Source organism: Halococcus sp. AFM35, from assembly GCF_051195015.1.
In the GTDB taxonomy this organism is placed as follows: domain Archaea; phylum Halobacteriota; class Halobacteria; order Halobacteriales; family Halococcaceae; genus Halococcus.
Window position 1 is genome coordinate 17,775 of sequence record NZ_JBNTJU010000017.1, and the last position, 18,392, is coordinate 36,166.

An 18,392-nucleotide genomic window follows, 5' to 3' on the forward strand; every position below is an offset into this window, starting at 1 on the left:
ACGCCCACCTCTCCAGACGCTCTCACGCTGCTCATCGCCTTCCGAGACCCCTCTCGTCGGAAGCATTAGCTTTCGGGTTATCCCGATTCCTTCAAGAACGTATTCGCTCATCGGAGGTCGGTGTTCACCGCTTCGGAATTCGAAGCAAGCTCGCTGGAACAGTCCCAGCACTGGTATTGGAGGCCACGCACGGCAATCTGGACAGTGTTCAGTGACTCATGGGTCGATCTGGAACAGCGTATACGTCGGCGTATGCTTCCGATTCGTCGCCCGTGCTGGATTTTCTGGCTCCTGCAGCATATTGTGAATGTACTTGCTGAACACAACCAATGAACACAACTACTGAACAGCTCCAATCCCCTGCTGATTGCCGATTCTTACGATTGCTGTTGGTATTGATGCTCCTGGCTACCCGAGCCGACAGTTGGTGGTGCCATGTCGATTGCACCTTCGCTGGGGACGAACACGAGCTGATGCGACTGCCGCGCGACATCACTTCGCAGCCCGAGAGTCCCACGTACCAGCCACTCGGTGCCACCGAGCGTCGGATGGACGATGGTATCGGGCGCACAATCGCTACAGTTGATCCGCGCGACCGTGATATCGTGCTCGTCGGACATCGAGTACGCATAGACACTCACCGGCGACCCTTCGCCAATCGACCGCCTACAGCGTCCACAGAGCGCGTGCTCACCATCGCTGATCGTGGCTCCGGTGACAGCGCGTTCGATAGGCACGGTGATCAAGCGGTGTGTCTCGACGCTCATCGGCTGCCTCCGCGTCCACAGTGAGGACAGTACTTGCCGTGATGCCGGGCAAAGTAGCCGTAGAATCCTGATCCGCAACTCGGGCAGCACTCGTCGCTCATCGCTGCTCACCACCGCTCTCGTCCGTGGTTGCTTTCGCTATCGGTGCGACACCGTTTTGACCGCTTAGGCTTGTAGTGCGCATGGCTGTCGGTCCTACAAGACAGCCAGCCCGCGCGCTGCAACGCGCGGGCATTCTCTCCGTCGAGAACGCCCCAAGGGGCCGGCTTGTCTCTACCTATCGCCACGAGGGGATGGGTAATAAACGTTTTCCTATCCGCTCGTAGGGATAGACTTACGGCAGTCGAATGCGTAGGCCGGAGTATGTCAGACCGGGAGCGTACGGAAACGGGTGAGTACGTCGAGACGGTCACCCCCGAGCGGGTGCTCGATGCCGTGGCGACTCATCCAGATCCCACGGTATCAGCGCGCGAGGTCGGTGAGGTGCTGGGATGCTCGACGGACGCCGCTCGTAAGAAACTCAATGAGTTGCACAAGCAAGGAAGCGTCGAGCGAAAGAAGGTCGGCGGACGGTCAGTCGTCTGGTGGCTCAGCGACGAGGAGCGCACCCGCGGTGGATCCGCTGACCCACTCTACGAGCTTGTCGGGATGCTCAGCAATAGGGAGGCTGACCGCCTCCGTGAGCGCTCACGCAAGTTTCGTGAGGAGTTCGACGAACGCACCGAGCAGACCCGCCGCGAATTCGCTGCTGGGAGCACATCCGAAGACGGCAGTAAGGAGAACTGACCGAAATCGATGCTGCTTGACACGACGTTTCTCATCGACATCATCAACCGGCACTCGGACGCCAGAGCGAAACTCGAGGAACTGTCCGACGCTGCGACGCCGGTCGCGTTCTCGGTGCTCACCGACTACGAACTCGGTGTCGGGTTCCGTAGCAGCACCAAGCAAGAGCGATACGAACGGGTCGCCGATTCGATGGTGATAGAGCCACTCGACCGCGACACGGCACGGCGTGCGGTCGACATCCAGCGGCGGCTTCGATCCCGTGGTGAAGAAATCGGTAGCATCGACGCTCTCATCGCCGGCACCGCCCTTGGAAGCTCCGACCCGCGTGTACTCACCCGGAACGTCGATGGGTTCGGGCGGATCGAGGGTCTCGATGTCGAGAGCTACTGACTCGATGGTTCGGCGCAGCTCATACAAGGCCTGCTACGCGAACACCACCCGGAACTACTCGAAGAACTGCGCGAGGTCGTTTGCAGTGAATGATGCTGTGGCCGACCGTTGGTTCGGCTGTGTTGGATCGCTGCAAGGTAGTGAGCGTCATTGCTTCATGAAACATCAGACGTTGTAGACGGCCGATCTATTCAGTCATTCAGCGAACCGCTTTCTGGTAGGTTCTCTCTGCTTTGGTAGCGACCGAATCCCAGTCGTACGTTGCCGCACGCTTTTGCGGATCCTTTGCCGGACGCTCGCCAGCGAGCGCCTGCCTGAGTGTCTCAACAAGCGCTGCCCGCTCAGGCTGGACCAGCATTCCTGCACCGCCGAGGACTTCGCTTGCGGCGGATTCGGGGTGGTCAGCGGCGATCACGGTACAGTCGGCGGCCATCGCCTCAGCGCAGGTGATGCCGAACCCCTCGCGGGTCGACGGCGAGGCGAACACGCGCGCCGCGCGCATGTGTCCGAGGACGTGATCGTATTCATCCAAGAACCCGAGAAAGTCGATCCGATCCGTATGATCCAGTCGCTGGGCCTGCTGCTGGAGTCGAGTGGCTTCGGGCCCATCGCCGATGATCCCAAGCGTCGCGTCGGTCCGGTCGGCGACCGCATCGAACGCATCGAGTAGCAGCGCGACGTTTTTATCTTCGATCAGTCGGCCGGCAAACAGGACATCGTAGGAATCGCGACCGTGAGTTTCAGGCAGCGGTGCCGACCGGATCTGATCGACGTCGATCCCGTTTGGTACCACGTCGATAGACTCTCGCGCGGGACCAATGGCCGCGAGGCGGTCGGCAGTGATCCCCGAGACTGCGATCGCCTGCTGAGGAAGGCGAGCGGTGACGTGCTCGATTGTCTTGCCGAAGGGCGCTGCGCCGCCGAGATACGACTCCCAGTAGTCACGCCAAACTTCGTGCCACGTCGTCACTAATGGCGTGTCGGTACCAAGTGCCGCGAGTTTCGAAGCGAGCACCGGGAAGTATGGGAAGACGGAGGCGACGACGAGATCGTGGTCGTTCTCCGTAAGTCGACGGTGGAGCGGGCGGGCGAGTCGGGCGGCGAAATCGACCGCCTCGGTGATCGAGCGTCGGTCATCGGTGTAGAGGTCGGCTGCGGGTGCGACCGCGCGAAGGGTGAGACCCTCGTGGTCGAGTTCGTCGGGACCGTTCCAGAACTGGCGTCCATAGATAGTAATTTCGTGGCCGTCGGCGGCGAGTCGAGTGCCGATCTCGTGGATGCGCTTTTGAGCACCTCCTTTGACGAAGGGATGAACGACATTTGAGATGAACGCAATTCTCACGTCACGGTATCCTCTGCACGCAAGCAACCGTCTTTCGGTCGGCTCCGGACGCATGTCGCAGTGATGACCGACCGACGCCGTTCTCCTGCTGATCGTCGCCGTTGCGGTCCTCGATGATTTCGTCGGTGCGTTGCGGGTGGTGTCTGGAGAGATGGTGGATGACATATTCTCAGTAAATTTATTGATGTAGGAAATCCACTGATGGCTTGGGCTCACCAAGACTGAGAGTGAGGAATAGCTCTCCACCAATCGCTGACGCACCACCTGCGTTGCGTCCGGTCGCTTCCATGCACATGCTCTCGTAGAGTCATCGCCAGCCGTGTACTCGTCGGCCGTGAAACAAAGACACTAAGACGCCCTCCGGAGTTCGTTCGGTAATGAGTGAGTGGGAGCACGTGGTGGTGCTGTCGGCCGACGCGTTGCGTGCGGGCCATCTCTCCTGTTATGGCTATCACCGGGAAACGTCGCCCGTGCTTGACGATCTCGCGGCGGAGTCGCTCCGGTTTACCGACGCCTATAGTGCGAGTTCGCACACGCGGGAGGCGGTGCCGGCGCTGCTCACCGGGAAATATCCGGACATCGCCGTCGATGCTCACGCTGGTACTCGAACTCGGAACAAGAAGAGCACACACAGCGGAAGCGAAGCTGGATGGAATCTCGATGGCCTAAGGTACGCGAAGTAATGCATCTCCTCGTCCTTTCGGAAGCGTTCTACCCCGAGACTAGCGGCGGCGCACACGTTCGCTGGCGATTCTGCCAGCTGGCGGTCGAGCGCGGTCACGACGTCACCGTCTTCACGCCACACGAAAAGGGACTCGCCAAATCGGCGACCGTCGATGGCGTCGAAATCAGGCGACCGTTTCCCGTGAAACCCGACTCGGTTCCGGTTTACTCTCCGCTCGCGGTCGTGACTCGCATCGCCGCATCCGTGCTGTTCTTTGTCTATCTGTCTTGGTGGCTCCGCGACCGGGACGTCGACGGGCTGCACTCGGCCTCGCATCTGACTCACTGGGTCGGCAAGGCGCTGTCGATGCTCTACGACATGCCACTCGTCTCGTTCATCGGGTACACGCCGTCGGTCGATGCCGATCCGTCGCTCAGCCCGCAACTGCTGCTTGAACGGATCAACTTCCGCTTTTTCATGGGCCAGACTGTGTTCTGTCAGACACCGAGCGTAAAGGAAACCATCAAACGATACACCGACGGGACTGTCGCGGTGCTCCACGGGATACTCAATCAGAAGCGAATCTCAGATGCCGTGTCGTCGGCGGACCGGGACCAGCGACGCGCCGACTTCAGTGTCGACGAGAGCGAGAAACTGCTCGTCTACGTGGGCCGTCTCGCACCGCTCAAAAATCCCGTCGGCGCAATCGAGGTGCTTTCGGAGCTTCCACTGGAATACACGCTTGCCATCGTTGGCGATGGCGACGAGCGAGAGACTATCAAACAAGCGGTACGAGAGTATGGTGTCGAGGACCGCGTACGGATTTGTGGGCTACTCCCACATGAGGAGGCACTCGAAACTATTGCGGCTGCAGACGCACTCGTGTTTCCCTCTCACGCGGAATCGTACGGGGCTGTCGTCTTCGAGGCACTGGCACTCAATACGACGGTGTTCGCAAGACCTGTCGGAGCAGTACCAGCAGTCGACCATCCACAGCTACACGTCGGTTCGCTCGACGAGTTCCCGCGACTCATCTCCGAAACGACCATCGAGTCATCCGATGGTCTCGATACCGAGACGCTGGAGCGCTTTTCGATGGAACGGTATACGAACGGACTCCTCGGTGCGTTCGAGGAACACACTACTCGTGATACCATGATTGGAGGTGTGTGACATGCGAATCGGCGTCTATCTGGGTACCGCCGACAATCCAACTGACAACGTCACCGAAGTCCTCGGCGGCGTGGGCCGCTGTCTCTCCGATCACAAACTCGATGTCTTCGGTACTGCATCGCTTCCCGAGTCGGTACGGGACTACTATACCCGGATATCGACCACATCGCGTTCACCACGAACGCCCTACACGCGGATTCTGGCGACGTACCGCGACTCTCGTGAGTACATCCGTCGGCGGTCCCCGGATGTCCTCTTTCAGGTTTGGAAGTACCAGACACACGCACCGGGAGTGGCGCTGGCGGGACATCGTGCAGGTGTTCCGACCATCACCCGACTCGCCGGTGACGTGTTTCAGGAATATCAGGGCCACTCCGGGGTGAAGAAGACGGGAATCTTCCTCCTCGACAACGTTCTCGGTCGGATTCCGCTGCAGCTTTCGGATGCGATGATCGTCTTTGGTCCCTACGGGGCCGCGCAAGCGTCCTCCCGTGGGATGGACACCGAGGACATCGTGACCATTCCACCACCCGGCGAACTGGACGAACAGTTCTCCCCACCCGAGGACAAAGCGGCCTGTCGGCGAGAACTCGACCTCCCAACGGACAAGGACATCGCCCTGTTCGTCGGGCGACTCTCTCGATTGAAAGGGATGGACTTTCTCGCGGCAGTCATCGAGCGCGTTGTGAGCGAACGCGATGTCCTGTTCGTGCTCGCGGGGAGTGGTCCGTACCGCGAGAAGCTTGCCGAGAGATTTTCTGAGGAGGTGGTTCGGCCGCCGGGCTACGTCCCGCATGCGGAGATTCATCGCTATTACAAAGCGGCGGACGTGTACGTGCATCCGTCACCGTACGAGGGAATACCGCTCGTACTTCTCGAAGCGATGAACTGCGGCGTGCCGGTGGTTTCGCGTCCTGCGGGCGACATCGCGTTTCTGACGCCGAACATCGTCGAGACGCCGGCCGAGATGGCTGCCACGATTCTCGCGCGAGATTGGTCCGACGAGTGGCTGAACGGGAAGTATTTCACGACCCAGTATCAATCGGATATATTGAACGGCCTCGTAGAATCACTGGCTGAGTATGAACACTCTTGAACACACCACGATACGGTAGCATACTCACGGCTATGCGACGACTCAAAGCGGCAGCGATTATCGCCCTCCTATCGATCTCGACGGGTGTTTTCGGAAGCCACATCGCCGAATCGCTCTGGCCGTGGATTCCAGTTTCAGTCGGTGTCGCGGTACTCGTAGTGCTCAGTGGTGTTCTCTGGCAACCGGACCAAGAATCACCACCAGACGGACCTGCTCTCGTGTTCGTAATCGGGATTGCGGTGTTTTATCGGACCTATACGTTCGTCTTTCCCGCCAGTATGATTGGGCTAGACCCCGACCAGTATGCGGTCTGGATCAACCAGTTGGTCGCAGCCGGCTCAATCGAAGCAATGGACGTTGGGTTCTATCAGAACGCTCCATTCTTCCCGCTTTTGAATGGATTGTTTTCGATTATCTCTGGCCTCCCAGTACGAACGGCGATGATTATCACTCCACTGCTAACAGGCATACTGATTCCGCTGTCGATCTATGCTATAGTTGTTTATTTTACAGAAGAACAGGTAGTTCGGGTAGGAATTACTGCGAGTCTCATCGGAGCCGTGGCAACTCAAGGCGTCAAACTCAGCTACTGGCCGATTCCTCAGATGCTTGCAACGCTGTTTCTGTGTCTGCTCGTTGTTGTGACCATTCGCTCTATCTCTGCACCCCGCCGTGGCTATCGCTTTTCGGTGCTGTTCGTGGCGTTTCTGCTCTCGCTGTCGCTCACACACAAACTTCCGATGCTGGTCGTCGTTCTGTTCGTCGGCACGTTCGCCATCCTGTTCCTCTTCCCGAAACCGATAGCCCGACGACTGGGATTGGATGAACGTGGTGAGTACCGACTTTGGATACTGTTCGGAATTGCCTCGATGATGTTGTTCGTTCAATGGACGTATATTGCCGACTTCTTCGACTCTGTAGTGATAAAATTGGGAGCGCTGCTTGGGAGCGGACCGCCGAAGATATCTCCGGCACTGATGAATCCTACTGCGGCTGTCAGTCCATATCCACAGGTCGTCGGTATCCTGCTCCAGAACCTCCACGCTCTTGCCCTGCTGGTTATAGGTGCAGTTGCATGGTTGATTCTCGCATACACGAACCGCAGTAAGCGTTCCGTGCAAACGTTGCTCGCCGTCACCGCGATACTGTTCTTGTTGTTTCCGATTACGATAATAGTTCCCAGCGAATTCATATACACTCGTGTGACGCTGTTCATCGAGCCGTTTCTCGCTGCAATCATCGCCGCTGCGTTCGTCCGGCAGTCGAATCGGTCCCAGCAACTTCTCTCTCGTGCGCTGTCGGTGGCGACCGTGGGAATCCTCGTGTTTGTCATCGTTACACAGGTCGTCGCAGTCGGGGCCGCACCAGATTTCCCCGGTGCGCCGCGGATGTATCTCACCTCGGAAGAGGTCACCGCGAAGGAGTTCGGATACCAGCACTTAGATGATTCCGTGGCAGGACCGTACTACGCCCACGAGAGGCCGTTTCCAGATCAACAAGTGGCCGCCACCGGAGCACTTTCTGGACGTGCGAATACGTACGCACCACTAACTGAGTCCCTCTACAACGCAACGCTGATCAGCGATTGCCATCCGAACGTACTCTACCGCCAGATCGCTGTCTATCGATTTCAGGGACCGTGGCAGCTCACATGGAACCCCCAGCCGGCCCTTGACGGGCACTACAATCGCATCTATGCAAATGGCGGAGCGCAACACTATTCACGGACTAAGTGCCGCGGGACGAATAGCACAGTAGGCGTATAGCTGCCCCTCAGCCGGGACCGTCTTGTAGTTCCCATATCGGTATTGATCGACACTCTGATAACACAAGCATCCGCTGACCCATTATGCCAAGACCAAATATCGTGTTACTCACCGTTGACTGCCTCCGATACGACCACTGCGGATTCAACGGGTACACGAGACCGACCACGCCCACACTCACCGAACTGGCTCGGTCGTCGCTCGTCTTCGACACTGCGGTTGCGACCGGTCCGTACACGCCCGAATCGGTCCCTGGATTTCTCGCGGGCCTGCACGGCTACAACAGCGCCTACTACTCCGATGTCGACTGGACAGCGATTCCGAACGATGCCGAAACGCTCGCGTCGCACTTCCGGGATGCCGGCTGGGAAACCATTGCAACGATATCGAACCCACAGCTGACGACTGAGCGGAACTTCGACACGGGCTTCGACAGCTTTCGAAACCTCCGCACCGAGGACACCGAGACCGAAATCGGCAATCCGCCGGGATCGGCGGGACCGCTCCGCGAGCGGGCGAGTTCTGTCCTTCGCTCGGTGCGTGACCGAACGCGGTCGATGGAGAACACTGCTCTCTCCTCGGCGCTGTACGCCCTCTATCGTTACCAGCAGTTTCGGACCGACTGGCCCACGACGCGCGGCGAGGTAGTCGTTGACATCCTGCTCGACGAACTCGACGTATGGGACCGGGACCAACCGTTCTTCGCGTGGACGCATCTGATGGACCTCCACGCACCGCTGCATCCCGTTTCGATACGTGAGGGCGGGTTGGCGTGGAGCGACGCGACCGCGCGGCATCTGCTCGCCGACGCGGGCCGCATGACGAACCAACATACGCCGGCCTACGAGACGATGTACGACAGCGCGCTGCGCTATGTCGACGCACAGATCGCTCGCGTCGTCGACTATCTGCAAGAGGAGGGCGTCTGGGACGAAACGATTCTCGTCGTTACTGCAGACCACGGCGAAGCCCTGTTCGAGCGCGGCGTCTACGCCCACCAGTACCACAACCTGTTCGACGAACTGCTCCACGTCCCGTTTCTCGTCCGAACGCCCGACGAGACCGCCGGGCGGTTCGACGCACCGTTCTCGCTGGCGTGGTTGCACGAACTGCTCGCCGACCTCACAGACATCGAGCGCGGTCCACTCCCGGCGACGAGCGGGCGCTCCTCGCACCTCGACGACGAGGACCGCGCCATCGCGCTCTCCGATTCGGTTAGCCATCGCGGCCACACGGTCACAGCACGGACCGCTCGCCACAAGTTCATCCGGCACTTTGGAGAGCCGCTATACCGTGACCATCAGCTTGCGAGCGCCGTCGAACCGTTCAACGGCGAGGGTGTCACCTACGACCTTCGCGCGGACCCCACAGAGCACCTGCCGCTCGACGCGACCGAAAGCCCAGCCAAACTTCGAGAACTCGCGGTGAACGTGCAAGTTAAACCATCAGAAATTCCGCCACTCGCCGGAGAACTCGATACCGAGGCCAAAGCACGGCTAGAAGACCTCGGATACGTCGAATGAAACCATACCGATTCGAACAACCTCGTGATTTTTCACGAGATATACCATCGCTCAAAACCGGTCTCACAAAGTAATTCGCTTTTCAAGGGGTCTGTCTCGGCTTCAGCTATGTGCTGTCCGGTAAAGATTTCGTCGATCATCCATCGACAGTCACCTCGGTTGCGAGCAAGTCGCCACCGCCCTCCGCTGGCGATGGCACCAACCGCTTGAATGCCTCGGCTGGCGTTTCCAGCCTGTCCCAGTCGAGGCTCATGTGCGGTCGCTCCTCGTTGTAGAAGGTGAGGAACTCGGAGAGAGTTCCGAACCGCTGGCGGTGTTTTTCATAGGTCTGGAAGAACCGCTCGATCTTCCCGTTCGACTGCGGTCGCCCGACTTTGCAGAGCGTGTGCTCGATGTCATTGTTGTGAAGAAAGCGTTCGAACTCGTGATCGAGACATGGCCGATCATCCTGGCGGGGGTTGACGAATTCCGAACCGTGGTCGGTGATGACCTCCAAGATCGGGACCGGACTGTCGAACTCCTCGTCAACGCTTTCGAGGAGTTCGACGGCTTGGCTCGCCGAACTGCTGTCAGTCTCGATCATGTCGAAGACGCGCCGCGAGGCGTCGTCTTCGACTGCCAGCACCTGCTGTCCGCGGTCGTTGTGGTACCAATCCATATGGACCGTCACTGCCGCATTCTCGCGCTCGAAACGAACCCACGGCCGCTTGCGGCCCTGCTTGTTTGGATTCTCGGTCACGTGGTCGTGCTCCTGGAGAATTTCATGGACGTGGTTATTGGCGATCGAGAGGCCGTCTCTGACGCGGAGTACATGGGCGATGACGACTGCGCCAGCGCGGAGGCGCTGGCGTAGGTCGAGTATCCGGTCTTCGAGGTCGTCGGGATGCTCTGCGTAGGGTCTGCGTCCGGGTGTTTCCAGATGTGGAATCTCACCGCTCTCGCGGTATTCTTTGGCGAGTTGCTGGACTCGTCGCCGACTGATCTCGAATTGCTCAGCAACCAACCCTGTATCCATGCCGTGGTCAACAACTCGCTGACAGATTCGGGTGGCGTCATCCTGAGCAAGTTTCATCTCACCTGGTTGATCGTCAGGCAGATAGCGCCGACGAAATCTTTGGCGGACACTACAGTCTCGGCTTCAGCTACCAGAAGAATAATTCGTGCAACGAGCACAGGACATGATAATGGCGCCCTCGTCGATTCTCTATACTTGCCGGATTGGTCTTCAAGGACCGATTTCGACGATACACCGAGAAGTGACAAACGAATTACTGGAATACCATGTTACAGCATTCGGCGATCAGGTAGCAGAGGGGGTTGACAAAACAGTTGTCGTTCCAGACCAAATTGGTGCGCGGGATATTGCCGACGTAATACAGACGTACGGGAAGAAATATGATATTGTTCACACCGGTCCTCGAAACCGTGACTATCTCGCGTGGCTAACTACAGTCCGAGGGGCAAAACACGTCCATACTCTCCATGCTGCTCCGAACAAGCCAAAGATCGTCAAACGTGAGCGCCGCCTCGCTACTCACGCCGACCACGTGACGGCCGTTAGCAAATACGTGAAACAGTGGGCGCTAGATACACTTGACATCGATGAACCGATAACAGTCATTCCCAACGGCGTCGATATGGATGCCTTCGAACCGGTAGCGTCACCCGCCGAACAGAGGTTCGTATTTGTCGGACGTCTCGTAGAAAGAAAACATCCGGAGCAGGTGCTTCAACTGGCCCGAAAACGCCCCGAGGCAACCTTCAAGATACGTGGCTCCGGACCACTTGAAAGCGAAATCGTCGATACGGCCCAGTCGCTCGACAATGTCGAACTCGTTCCGAAACTCGATTACGAAGAACTTGCCGATCTCTACGCGAATGCGACCGCGACGCTGTGTCCGTACGAGCACGAAGGATTTGGCATGGTCGTGATCGAGTCGATGGCCAGTGGTACGCCTGTCGTCGGACTCGATAGCGGTAATCTTCCCTCACTCATCGAGACAGGTCGGAACGGAATTCTGTGCGGTTCACTCGATCTCGACGAGTGGCTGGATGCTTTGGAGGGTATCCAGACCGAACGAGGGCGTTTCGAACCGCGGGAAAGTATCTCTCAATATTCATGGGAATCTATTGCTGAGCAGTATGAGCACCTATACGATACTGTTCTCTGAGAACACTCCGACGCTACTGCAAAACAACTCCAGACACGCAATATCGCTATGTATTCACCAACTCATTCTTCACTCGTTTCACTTCATCATAGGTATACCCCCGGAAGACGAATAGGATAGCGAAGTAGAAAAGCGGAGCAGTCGCTATTGTCAGGACTATATTCGAATTCAAAATAGTGAAAATTGATGCCATACTTATTGATGCGACTCCGCATTTTCCCATGAAGTAATAATCTATGCTTACAGTGAAATAGCCCTTCAATTTGTGTATGAGTATCATCAGTCCTACTCCGTACGACATCATCGTTGCAATAGCTGCCCCAAGAATTCCGAACTGGGGTATCATAATCAAATTCAGTATCACGTTCGAAATTGCGGCTACACCTCTGGTGAATGTTAATATCTCCGTACGCTCTGATGCGATGAAAATAATTCCATAAATCTCATCTAATCCAAAAAGAAAAATCCCAGAGGCGATAATAGGTAGGATGGTGATTGAGGCTTCACCGGTTGCCTCTGTTGACAACGATTCAATGATCTCTGGTCCAACAAGATACAATCCTGCAATAGCAGGCAGACCGATGGTTGTGAAGTAGCGGATGCCGGCTTCAAGATATGCTAAACACTCATCCGTCCGTCCTTCCTCTATTAGGCGGCTGAATTCTGGAAAATAGGCGGTCGTTATAGGTTGGGCGAGCAGTCCGAGCACTGTCGCAAATTGGTAAACAATTGAATATATACCGACTGCGGATGCACCAAGAAAATACCCAATGAGTATTCTGTCCGCTCGTGAGGAGAGATTTCCAGCAATAATTGATACTGCGAGAGGGATTGAGTAGCGAAGATATCTTGTGAAGTCCTCGAAGGATGGACGAACAATTCCGAGACGACGAGTAATGATGCTCTGGAGGAAGAGCACATACAGGAACTCAGCACCTACAACCACGCTGATGACGCCCGGAAGTCCATAGTGGAGAAGGAGAAGCACGACCAGTACGCCAACGATACTGAGGTACGCACGCGCTGTCCTGAGTCCGGAGAAGAATTTGATTTGCATCTCGGAGCGGAAGTAGTTTCCTGCCATATTCCCCCAAATTCGAAGTGGCACAAGCACCGCTCCGATTCGGAACACCACTGCATATTCGACCCCTCCGAGTACGAGACGGGATAGTGGAGTCGCTACTGTATAGAGAACGGTTGCGACTCCCACACCGACTACGACCGCAAAGGTAGTGAGCGAATAGTAGAGTTCAGCCGTATTGCCATCGTCCTGAGCATATCGAACGAGCGATCCGTGGAGACCCAGTTCGAATACGATCGCAAGCAGAGACGCAATAGCGAGCAACTGAGCGTACGCACCGTATGCGGCAACGCTCAGTATGCCGCTGATTACGGGAATGAAGACGATTCCACGGAGTCTCGTCGCAAAGTCAAAGATCGTCGTGACAAGTACGTCTGTAGAAAGCTTTCGACCGAGGTTCACGTCATTTCACGCCAATATGCTGTAGCCATCTGGCTATGTATTCGTCGATGTCCACTCTGTAGGAATGACTATACCTTCTCTCTGTTCTTTGGAACGACGTACCTCTTATAGCACTTGCAATTTGAATTTTGTCATGACTGTTCTATCTCGTTCTTGCTGGAGGAGATGTTGATATCACTCAAATGTATTTCATATATCTTTTGAAATAGGGTTTCGCACTCCATAATCTCTCGCATAGAGTTCCACAATCAGTAGAGCGAGACCAATCAGAATCCCGAGCGCGAAGACAACTGTCTCTGCAAAGAGGATTCTATCGGGGGTTACTGTATTGACCCCATGGACAATTTTTGCCGGGAACACTGATTTGAGGCCATCCCCGATACGTTGTCGTATGGAGAGGCTTTCGTTGAGGCTTGTAGTTTGAGAACGTAGATCCGCTGAATTGGCTGAAGGACCACCTCCACTCTCATCTCTTGTACTCAGCCGCTCTGATTCATAAACTGAAGGAACTGATAACGACCAAACAATGGAATCATTAGGAGCAACCTCAAAAACTCTTCCACCGTGCGAGTCCGAGATGAGTGTGTTCCCTGATGGTAATCGGTCAGCGTCGCGGGCCCAAGACAATTGCGCATCTCGCCAGCTCCAGCTCCGACTCCATGACCCGTTTGCCGTTCTCTGATACTCAACAATTCGATTGTTCTCTGAATCCGCGACAACGACAGCAGGGCCACCGCGCGATTTGGGGATGTAATCGGGATTGTGTTGTTCATACAGAATATCATGCGATCCAGACTCTCCGAGCGTCCAATCTTTCGCTAGAGTGCCATTAGGACGAATGAAAACCACCTCATCGAAATTCCGGATACTTACCATGATTGTCCCGTTCCGGACCTCTTCTACATCATTCAGATGGGTCCAATCTCGGGGGAAATCCCCACCATTAGTGGTGCTATAAATTGATTGAGCGTCCCACTGCCATATTATCTTCTCAGTACTGGTATTGAGCTTGAAGACCCGACTTTCGGCCATGTCTGCCACCAATAGTGTTCTCGGACCGATACGATCTACATCATGCCACTGGTTCCCTTCGCTGTTCCGATACAGTCGGGTATATAGACGATGGGTGTCACCGCTGGTGAGGTTTACTGTCTCTATTACTTGGCGCAGACAATTCTGGAATTGGCAATCAACCACCTTTGTTGCGGAATACAGTATTATATCCTTCTCTCCAGAAATGGGGTCAATATCCCAGTATCCATCGTAAGTATCGTTGTAATACTGTAGCCGACCTTGCCGATTGATGGCAGTAAGTTGACCCTCTCCAAGATGGGAGGAGAAAACGGTTGTTCCATTGCGTTCTTCGGCAAGTGTGTCTCGTTCCTGATTAGGGATTGATGCTGATTGCTCAAATCTGTTTGCAGTGTCGCCAGTAACAGCTCCAATCAAGAGACTAGAGTTCGTTATCAAAAGGAACGTCATAATTACAATAAAACCAATCCAGAGAGCTGTGCGGAAAATAGTTAGCCGTCGATAGTCTCTCCATACCATAGAGAGTGAGCGTACAAAGTACGTTTGTTATTTTCGGTATCTCTTCTCGCATTCATTGAGGGAAATACTGTGAAGTAAAACACACAGTAGTCGTGTTTCGTGAGGTCATTCTTGGCATGGAGGGCTCAAACGTGTATACAGTTCTCGAAACACGTCCGCAACCAGGTTACGCCAGCTGCGCGAAAACGATGCATCGCTGCCGGGCGTCACCGCGTCGGGTGGCGGATGGACGTGCTCGCGCGCTGTGCGCGTTCGGGTGGAGGCCCACCGACACTCCCGGCAGGGACCGTCCCGGTACTGCTCGATGTAGTGGAGGATGTCAACTCAGTCGTCACCGGCTTGTACGCCCCACCACGCCGTTCGATAGTGTAAATGTCGAGGATCTTCGCGTCGTGAGCGCAGTCTGCCCCGAGACGGAACTACCCTACCCGGAGCTTCGAGTGCGGAACGCCGGTCAGCGGTTCGAGATAGTCGTCGGGACCGCGCCACTGGTCGTTCACGATCTCGTCGAGTTTGTCAGTGATGCGGTCCTGTGCGTGCTCGTCAAGGTCGTCGTCGGCGCGTTTTGCGGGCGACCAGAATGTCATGCCTACTCGTCACTCATCGGCGAGGATGTCGTTGCGAGAGAACGTCTCGCTCTCGCTGGTGCGGCGCGCGTGTTCGACGACAGCGATCTCCTTCCACGCCTCGCGCGTCAGGTTCGGATGCTTGACCGCATCTCGAAGGGCGTCGCGGATGAACTCGCTCTGGTTGTTGTACCCCTCCTTGTGCCACGTTGCGTCGATGTTGTCGAGGAACGACTCCGTCACGGATGTTGATGGTCGGCTTCTCCCGCTCGGCTCCGTCGCTTGTGCCTGTATCGGAATACGAGCGTATTACGTACAGAGTCGAGAAAGCGTTTCTCAGCCTGCATCACGGACTCTCCGGAGAACATTGATCGACTACGCTCAGGATTCGGCGATCGTACTCATGAAGAACGCCGAAAACAGCGTCTGCAAGCCGAGTACCACAGCCGTAAACGCGAGCATGTCTTGCATCACGAACGGCAGCGTGGTGAACCCGCTCGCAGCCCACTGTCCGAGGAGTGTCAGTCCATAGACCGTGCCGGCAGCAACCAACACCACCCCAATAGTGGCACCCTGGCCCAGCCGGAGATGCCGTCGAATCCATCCCGAGACATGGTCGTCTGCACTACTTACCGGATCAGACGCTACTGTCGCGAACACCCCGAGAGTGGTGACCTGATAGCCGACGATCGTCAGCAAACTTCCGAGCACCATCGAGTGCACCCCCAAGCGGACGCCATTTACTCGAAGCCCGGCCAGAATGAACGCCATAATCCCCACCCCGAGGCCACCGAGCATGACACCGGGCAGCGAGAACAGATACCCGGGCGCGTTCACCAACATGAAGCGAACGTGCCGCCAGCCGTCCCGGAAACTACTCAGCGTCGCCTCGCCCTCGCGCTCGTGGTAGGTAATTGGCTCCTCGGCGATCGTCAACCCCGAGGCCCCGGCCTCCATGATCATCTCACTGGCGAACTCCATGCCGGTCGTCGAACACTCAAGCGCGTCGAGCGCCTCCCGACTGATCACGCGCATGCCGCTGTGGGCGTCGCTGACGCCAGCATCGTAGAAGGCGTTCAGGAATCGTGTCAACAGGGGATTGCCGACGTACTGATGGAGTGCGGGCATCGATCCCGCTTTGATCTCGCCGTCCAGTCGCGACCCCATCGCCATGTCGGCCTCACCGCTCGCCACCAGCTCGTAGAGCTTCGGCAGCTCCTCGAAGTCGTAGGTGGTATCGGCATCCCCAATCGCGATATACTCGCCGCGAGCGCGCTCGAAAGCGTACTGATACGCATACCCGTACCCCTCCTGATCCGGCGTTACGACATGAGCCCCGTTCGCGGCGGCGATCTCCGGGGTGCGATCGGTCGAGCTGTCGCTAATAATGATTTCGCCGGTGACGCCGAGTTCATCAAGCGCGTTTTTGATACGGCCGATACACTCGGCGACGCCGCGTTCTTCGTTCAGGGTCGGCATGACGACGCTCAAGACCGGCTGTTCGTCACTGTCGTACTCAAGCAGGTACTCGCTTGGATCGGTCGTAGTCGTCTTTGCCGACTCTACTGACTGGGCTTTGTTCCTCGGTATGACTGATTCTTCCTGTTCCGTGCTCATACCGTAGCTCTCCCAGCGCGGAAACCCACGAGTATACTCGTGGAAGGAGCGCGCAGTCCTCCGCAACCGCTTGTGTCTGCGCTACCCGATTCGGCGGTTTCGTAAGGCTTAACGCCCTGTAGCTCCTGTTTTAGCATAGTCCTCGGAAGGCTAAACATGTCTTTCGTGGCGGGCCGCACGTGACCCGGCCCCACAACGGGGAACGATGAACGGAAGGATGGGCGCAAACTCCCACGCGGTCCGACGGTACGCCGTCGGGCCGACTGACCGAGAGAACACCCGTAATTAAATGGTCTGTGCCGACGCCACCGGGCCGACGGAAGGTTCGCACCCATCCACAAGGAAAGACCCACCGACGGATTCGGAACTCCCGTCTCCGGGTGCGAAAGAAACGTCGGCGGTGCGCGACCGTTGTCGCGCCACCGCCTCGAAGGGAACGAGGCGGAATGTCCTGACGACAGCCCAAACGACGCTCTTCGGTCGTGAGCCGAAACCCCACCCCGGTGCGGTGCGGAACCGGTGCGGTGCGGGGGGAAGCCCACGACTTTAGTCGTGTGGTAGGTCACCTCAATCTCTCCATAGCAGACTTGGTGGTCGATTGTGGACGGCTGCACCCCTCTAAATTCGAAGCGCGTCTCAATTGATTGACCACACTATCTGATCTTTCCAGGGATTTGATTGAGAACATGTTTGCGTGGCATGTGTTGCTCGTAATGTCTTTCGCAATGTGTCTTAGTATTTTGCATCGCTCATCAAACTTTCCTTGTGCTCGTCTTGAGATGTTCTATGATCCACACGACAACAAAGTGGTGAGTGCGCCGATGTCTCTTTCATCCCCTCGAATCAGCGAGCCCGCGCGGAAGACAGGGTTCCACCCCAAATCCCAATGCGAATAGGGCGTGCTCACACACCGTTCTCGTATGTGGCCCTGGGGGCATCTCGCTGTTGGTTATTTGCTGTATTCGGCGTGCGCCCGACTGTGGTCGATTGAACCGTTCGACGCCACGACGGTCGGACTCGTCGTTCTCGGAACCCAACTGCCCGATCTCATCGACAAACCGCTCGCTTGGACGTTCAGCGTGCTCCCAAGCGGTCGCTCCCTCGCACACTCGGTGTTCGCACTCTGCTGTTTCGGAGGACTGGCGTGGTGGTACTACCGCCGGCAGGATCGGCCCCAGCGAACGATCGCGTTCGTGGTTGGCTACGCTTCCCATCTCGTCGGCGATGGCTATCAGGCACTCCTGTCGGGCCGGTATGCGTATCTCTCGTATCTCGGGTGGCCACTCCTCCCTCCGCCACCGTTCGGCGACGAAGGGACTTTCCTGAGCCATTTCCGGTCTCTCGAGATGACGCCGAAAGTGATGATCGGCGTTGTGGCGCTTACCGTTGCGTACGTCGTTTGGATCGAGGACGGCGCACCCGGACGGCAGAAGATCAATCAGCTCTTCCGACACTACCGCACCCGTTGACATTCTTCCCCCTCCCCCCTTCCCC

General features: G+C 56.8%; 16 protein-coding genes and 1 pseudogene. 9 read left to right on the plus strand and 8 right to left on the minus strand.

The features are described from left to right. Nucleotides 1-377: 377 nt before the first annotated feature. The gene (locus ACQUQO_RS13020; RefSeq protein ID WP_435078453.1) at nucleotides 378-767 is read right to left on the minus strand and encodes a hypothetical protein; all 390 of its coding nucleotides are present in this window, start codon (nucleotides 765-767) and stop codon (nucleotides 378-380) included. 363 nt (nucleotides 768-1,130) lie between these two features. Between ACQUQO_RS13020 and ACQUQO_RS13025 the strand changes: the two genes are divergently transcribed. Both ACQUQO_RS13025 and ACQUQO_RS13030 read left to right on the plus strand, forming a co-directional pair. Beyond that, complete coding sequence (locus ACQUQO_RS13025) at nucleotides 1,131-1,553, plus strand: MarR family transcriptional regulator (RefSeq protein WP_435078454.1); 423 nt, start codon at nucleotides 1,131-1,133, stop codon at nucleotides 1,551-1,553. A gap of 9 nt (nucleotides 1,554-1,562) precedes the next feature. Continuing rightward, nucleotides 1,563-1,946 (plus strand): PIN domain-containing protein, encoded by a 384-nt coding sequence (locus ACQUQO_RS13030; protein ID WP_435078455.1) that lies wholly within the window; start codon nucleotides 1,563-1,565, stop codon nucleotides 1,944-1,946. Nucleotides 1,947-2,145: 199 nt separating this feature from the next. Here the strand turns inward: ACQUQO_RS13030 and ACQUQO_RS13035 are convergent, their stop codons facing one another. Further along, nucleotides 2,146-3,288: a glycosyltransferase family 4 protein gene (locus ACQUQO_RS13035; protein WP_435078456.1), complete on the minus strand. Its 1,143-nt coding sequence runs from the start codon at nucleotides 3,286-3,288 to the stop codon at nucleotides 2,146-2,148. Between the two features lie 377 nt (nucleotides 3,289-3,665). On the opposite strand from ACQUQO_RS13035, the pseudogene ACQUQO_RS13040 reads away from it, so the two are divergent. The 5 genes and pseudogenes from ACQUQO_RS13040 to ACQUQO_RS13060 all read left to right on the plus strand — a co-directional run. Then, a pseudogene (locus tag ACQUQO_RS13040) lies at nucleotides 3,666-3,923 on the plus strand (sulfatase-like hydrolase/transferase); the annotation flags it as partial. Between the two features lie 47 nt (nucleotides 3,924-3,970). Continuing rightward, nucleotides 3,971-5,125, plus strand: coding sequence for a glycosyltransferase family 4 protein (locus ACQUQO_RS13045; protein WP_435078457.1), 1,155 nt, complete (start codon nucleotides 3,971-3,973; stop codon nucleotides 5,123-5,125). A gap of 1 nt (nucleotide 5,126) precedes the next feature. Next, the gene (locus ACQUQO_RS13050) at nucleotides 5,127-6,221 is read left to right on the plus strand and encodes a glycosyltransferase (protein WP_435078458.1); all 1,095 of its coding nucleotides are present in this window, start codon (nucleotides 5,127-5,129) and stop codon (nucleotides 6,219-6,221) included. Next, complete coding sequence (locus ACQUQO_RS13055) at nucleotides 6,218-7,987, plus strand: hypothetical protein (protein WP_435078459.1); 1,770 nt, start codon at nucleotides 6,218-6,220, stop codon at nucleotides 7,985-7,987. The genes ACQUQO_RS13050 and ACQUQO_RS13055 overlap by 4 nt, the downstream gene beginning before the upstream one ends. 83 nt (nucleotides 7,988-8,070) lie before the next feature. Next, the gene (locus ACQUQO_RS13060) at nucleotides 8,071-9,510 is read left to right on the plus strand and encodes a sulfatase (protein WP_435078460.1); all 1,440 of its coding nucleotides are present in this window, start codon (nucleotides 8,071-8,073) and stop codon (nucleotides 9,508-9,510) included. A 136-nt stretch (nucleotides 9,511-9,646) separates the two neighbouring features. Here the strand turns inward: ACQUQO_RS13060 and ACQUQO_RS13065 are convergent, their stop codons facing one another. Next, nucleotides 9,647-10,525 carry an integrase core domain-containing protein gene (locus tag ACQUQO_RS13065; RefSeq protein WP_435078461.1) on the minus strand — a complete coding sequence of 293 codons (879 nt, stop codon included), beginning with the start codon at nucleotides 10,523-10,525 and terminating at the stop codon, nucleotides 9,647-9,649. 169 nt (nucleotides 10,526-10,694) lie between these two features. On the opposite strand from ACQUQO_RS13065, the gene ACQUQO_RS13070 reads away from it, so the two are divergent. Next, entirely contained in the window at nucleotides 10,695-11,681 is a 987-nt protein-coding gene (locus tag ACQUQO_RS13070) for a glycosyltransferase family 4 protein (RefSeq protein WP_435078462.1), read from the plus strand. A 46-nt stretch (nucleotides 11,682-11,727) separates the two neighbouring features. Here the strand turns inward: ACQUQO_RS13070 and ACQUQO_RS13075 are convergent, their stop codons facing one another. The 5 genes from ACQUQO_RS13075 to ACQUQO_RS13095 form a co-directional block, all read right to left on the minus strand. Then, entirely contained in the window at nucleotides 11,728-13,164 is a 1,437-nt protein-coding gene (locus tag ACQUQO_RS13075) for a flippase (RefSeq protein WP_435078463.1), read from the minus strand. Between the two features lie 189 nt (nucleotides 13,165-13,353). Continuing rightward, on the minus strand, nucleotides 13,354-14,715 hold the full coding sequence (locus ACQUQO_RS13080; protein WP_435078464.1) for an arylsulfotransferase family protein: 1,362 nt from the start codon (nucleotides 14,713-14,715) through the stop codon (nucleotides 13,354-13,356). Nucleotides 14,716-15,134: 419 nt separating this feature from the next. Beyond that, nucleotides 15,135-15,302 carry a hypothetical protein gene (locus ACQUQO_RS13085; RefSeq protein ID WP_435078465.1) on the minus strand — a complete coding sequence of 56 codons (168 nt, stop codon included), beginning with the start codon at nucleotides 15,300-15,302 and terminating at the stop codon, nucleotides 15,135-15,137. A gap of 9 nt (nucleotides 15,303-15,311) precedes the next feature. After that, nucleotides 15,312-15,524 (minus strand): ribbon-helix-helix domain-containing protein, encoded by a 213-nt coding sequence (locus tag ACQUQO_RS13090; protein WP_435078466.1) that lies wholly within the window; start codon nucleotides 15,522-15,524, stop codon nucleotides 15,312-15,314. 138 nt (nucleotides 15,525-15,662) lie between these two features. Continuing rightward, a complete protein-coding gene (locus ACQUQO_RS13095) occupies nucleotides 15,663-16,898 on the minus strand; it encodes a glycosyltransferase family 2 protein (protein ID WP_435078467.1) in 1,236 nt (411 codons plus the stop codon). A 920-nt stretch (nucleotides 16,899-17,818) separates the two neighbouring features. Between ACQUQO_RS13095 and ACQUQO_RS13100 the strand changes: the two genes are divergently transcribed. Next, nucleotides 17,819-18,367, plus strand: a complete 549-nt coding sequence (locus tag ACQUQO_RS13100) for a metal-dependent hydrolase (protein WP_435078468.1) — start codon at nucleotides 17,819-17,821, stop codon at nucleotides 18,365-18,367. Nucleotides 18,368-18,392: the final 25 nt, after the last annotated feature.

Bases quoted from the DNA above. Each gene is read 5' to 3' on its own strand.
- ACQUQO_RS13095 (WP_435078467.1), bottom strand. From the start codon at position 16,898: ATGAGCACGGAACAGGAAGAATCAGTCATACCGAGGAACAAAGCCCAG.
- ACQUQO_RS13025 (WP_435078454.1), top strand. From the start codon at position 1,131: ATGTCAGACCGGGAGCGTACGGAAACGGGTGAGTACGTCGAGACGGTC.
- ACQUQO_RS13070 (WP_435078462.1), top strand. From the start codon at position 10,695: ATGGCGCCCTCGTCGATTCTCTATACTTGCCGGATTGGTCTTCAAGGA.
- ACQUQO_RS13080 (WP_435078464.1), bottom strand. From the start codon at position 14,715: ATGGTATGGAGAGACTATCGACGGCTAACTATTTTCCGCACAGCTCTC.
- ACQUQO_RS13030 (WP_435078455.1), top strand. From the start codon at position 1,563: ATGCTGCTTGACACGACGTTTCTCATCGACATCATCAACCGGCACTCG.
- ACQUQO_RS13045 (WP_435078457.1), top strand. From the start codon at position 3,971: ATGCATCTCCTCGTCCTTTCGGAAGCGTTCTACCCCGAGACTAGCGGC.
- ACQUQO_RS13060 (WP_435078460.1), top strand. From the start codon at position 8,071: ATGCCAAGACCAAATATCGTGTTACTCACCGTTGACTGCCTCCGATAC.
- ACQUQO_RS13085 (WP_435078465.1), bottom strand. From the start codon at position 15,302: ATGACATTCTGGTCGCCCGCAAAACGCGCCGACGACGACCTTGACGAG.
- ACQUQO_RS13050 (WP_435078458.1), top strand. From the start codon at position 5,127: ATGCGAATCGGCGTCTATCTGGGTACCGCCGACAATCCAACTGACAAC.
- ACQUQO_RS13100 (WP_435078468.1), top strand. From the start codon at position 17,819: ATGTGGCCCTGGGGGCATCTCGCTGTTGGTTATTTGCTGTATTCGGCG.
- ACQUQO_RS13020 (WP_435078453.1), bottom strand. From the start codon at position 767: ATGAGCGTCGAGACACACCGCTTGATCACCGTGCCTATCGAACGCGCT.
- ACQUQO_RS13065 (WP_435078461.1), bottom strand. From the start codon at position 10,525: ATGGATACAGGGTTGGTTGCTGAGCAATTCGAGATCAGTCGGCGACGA.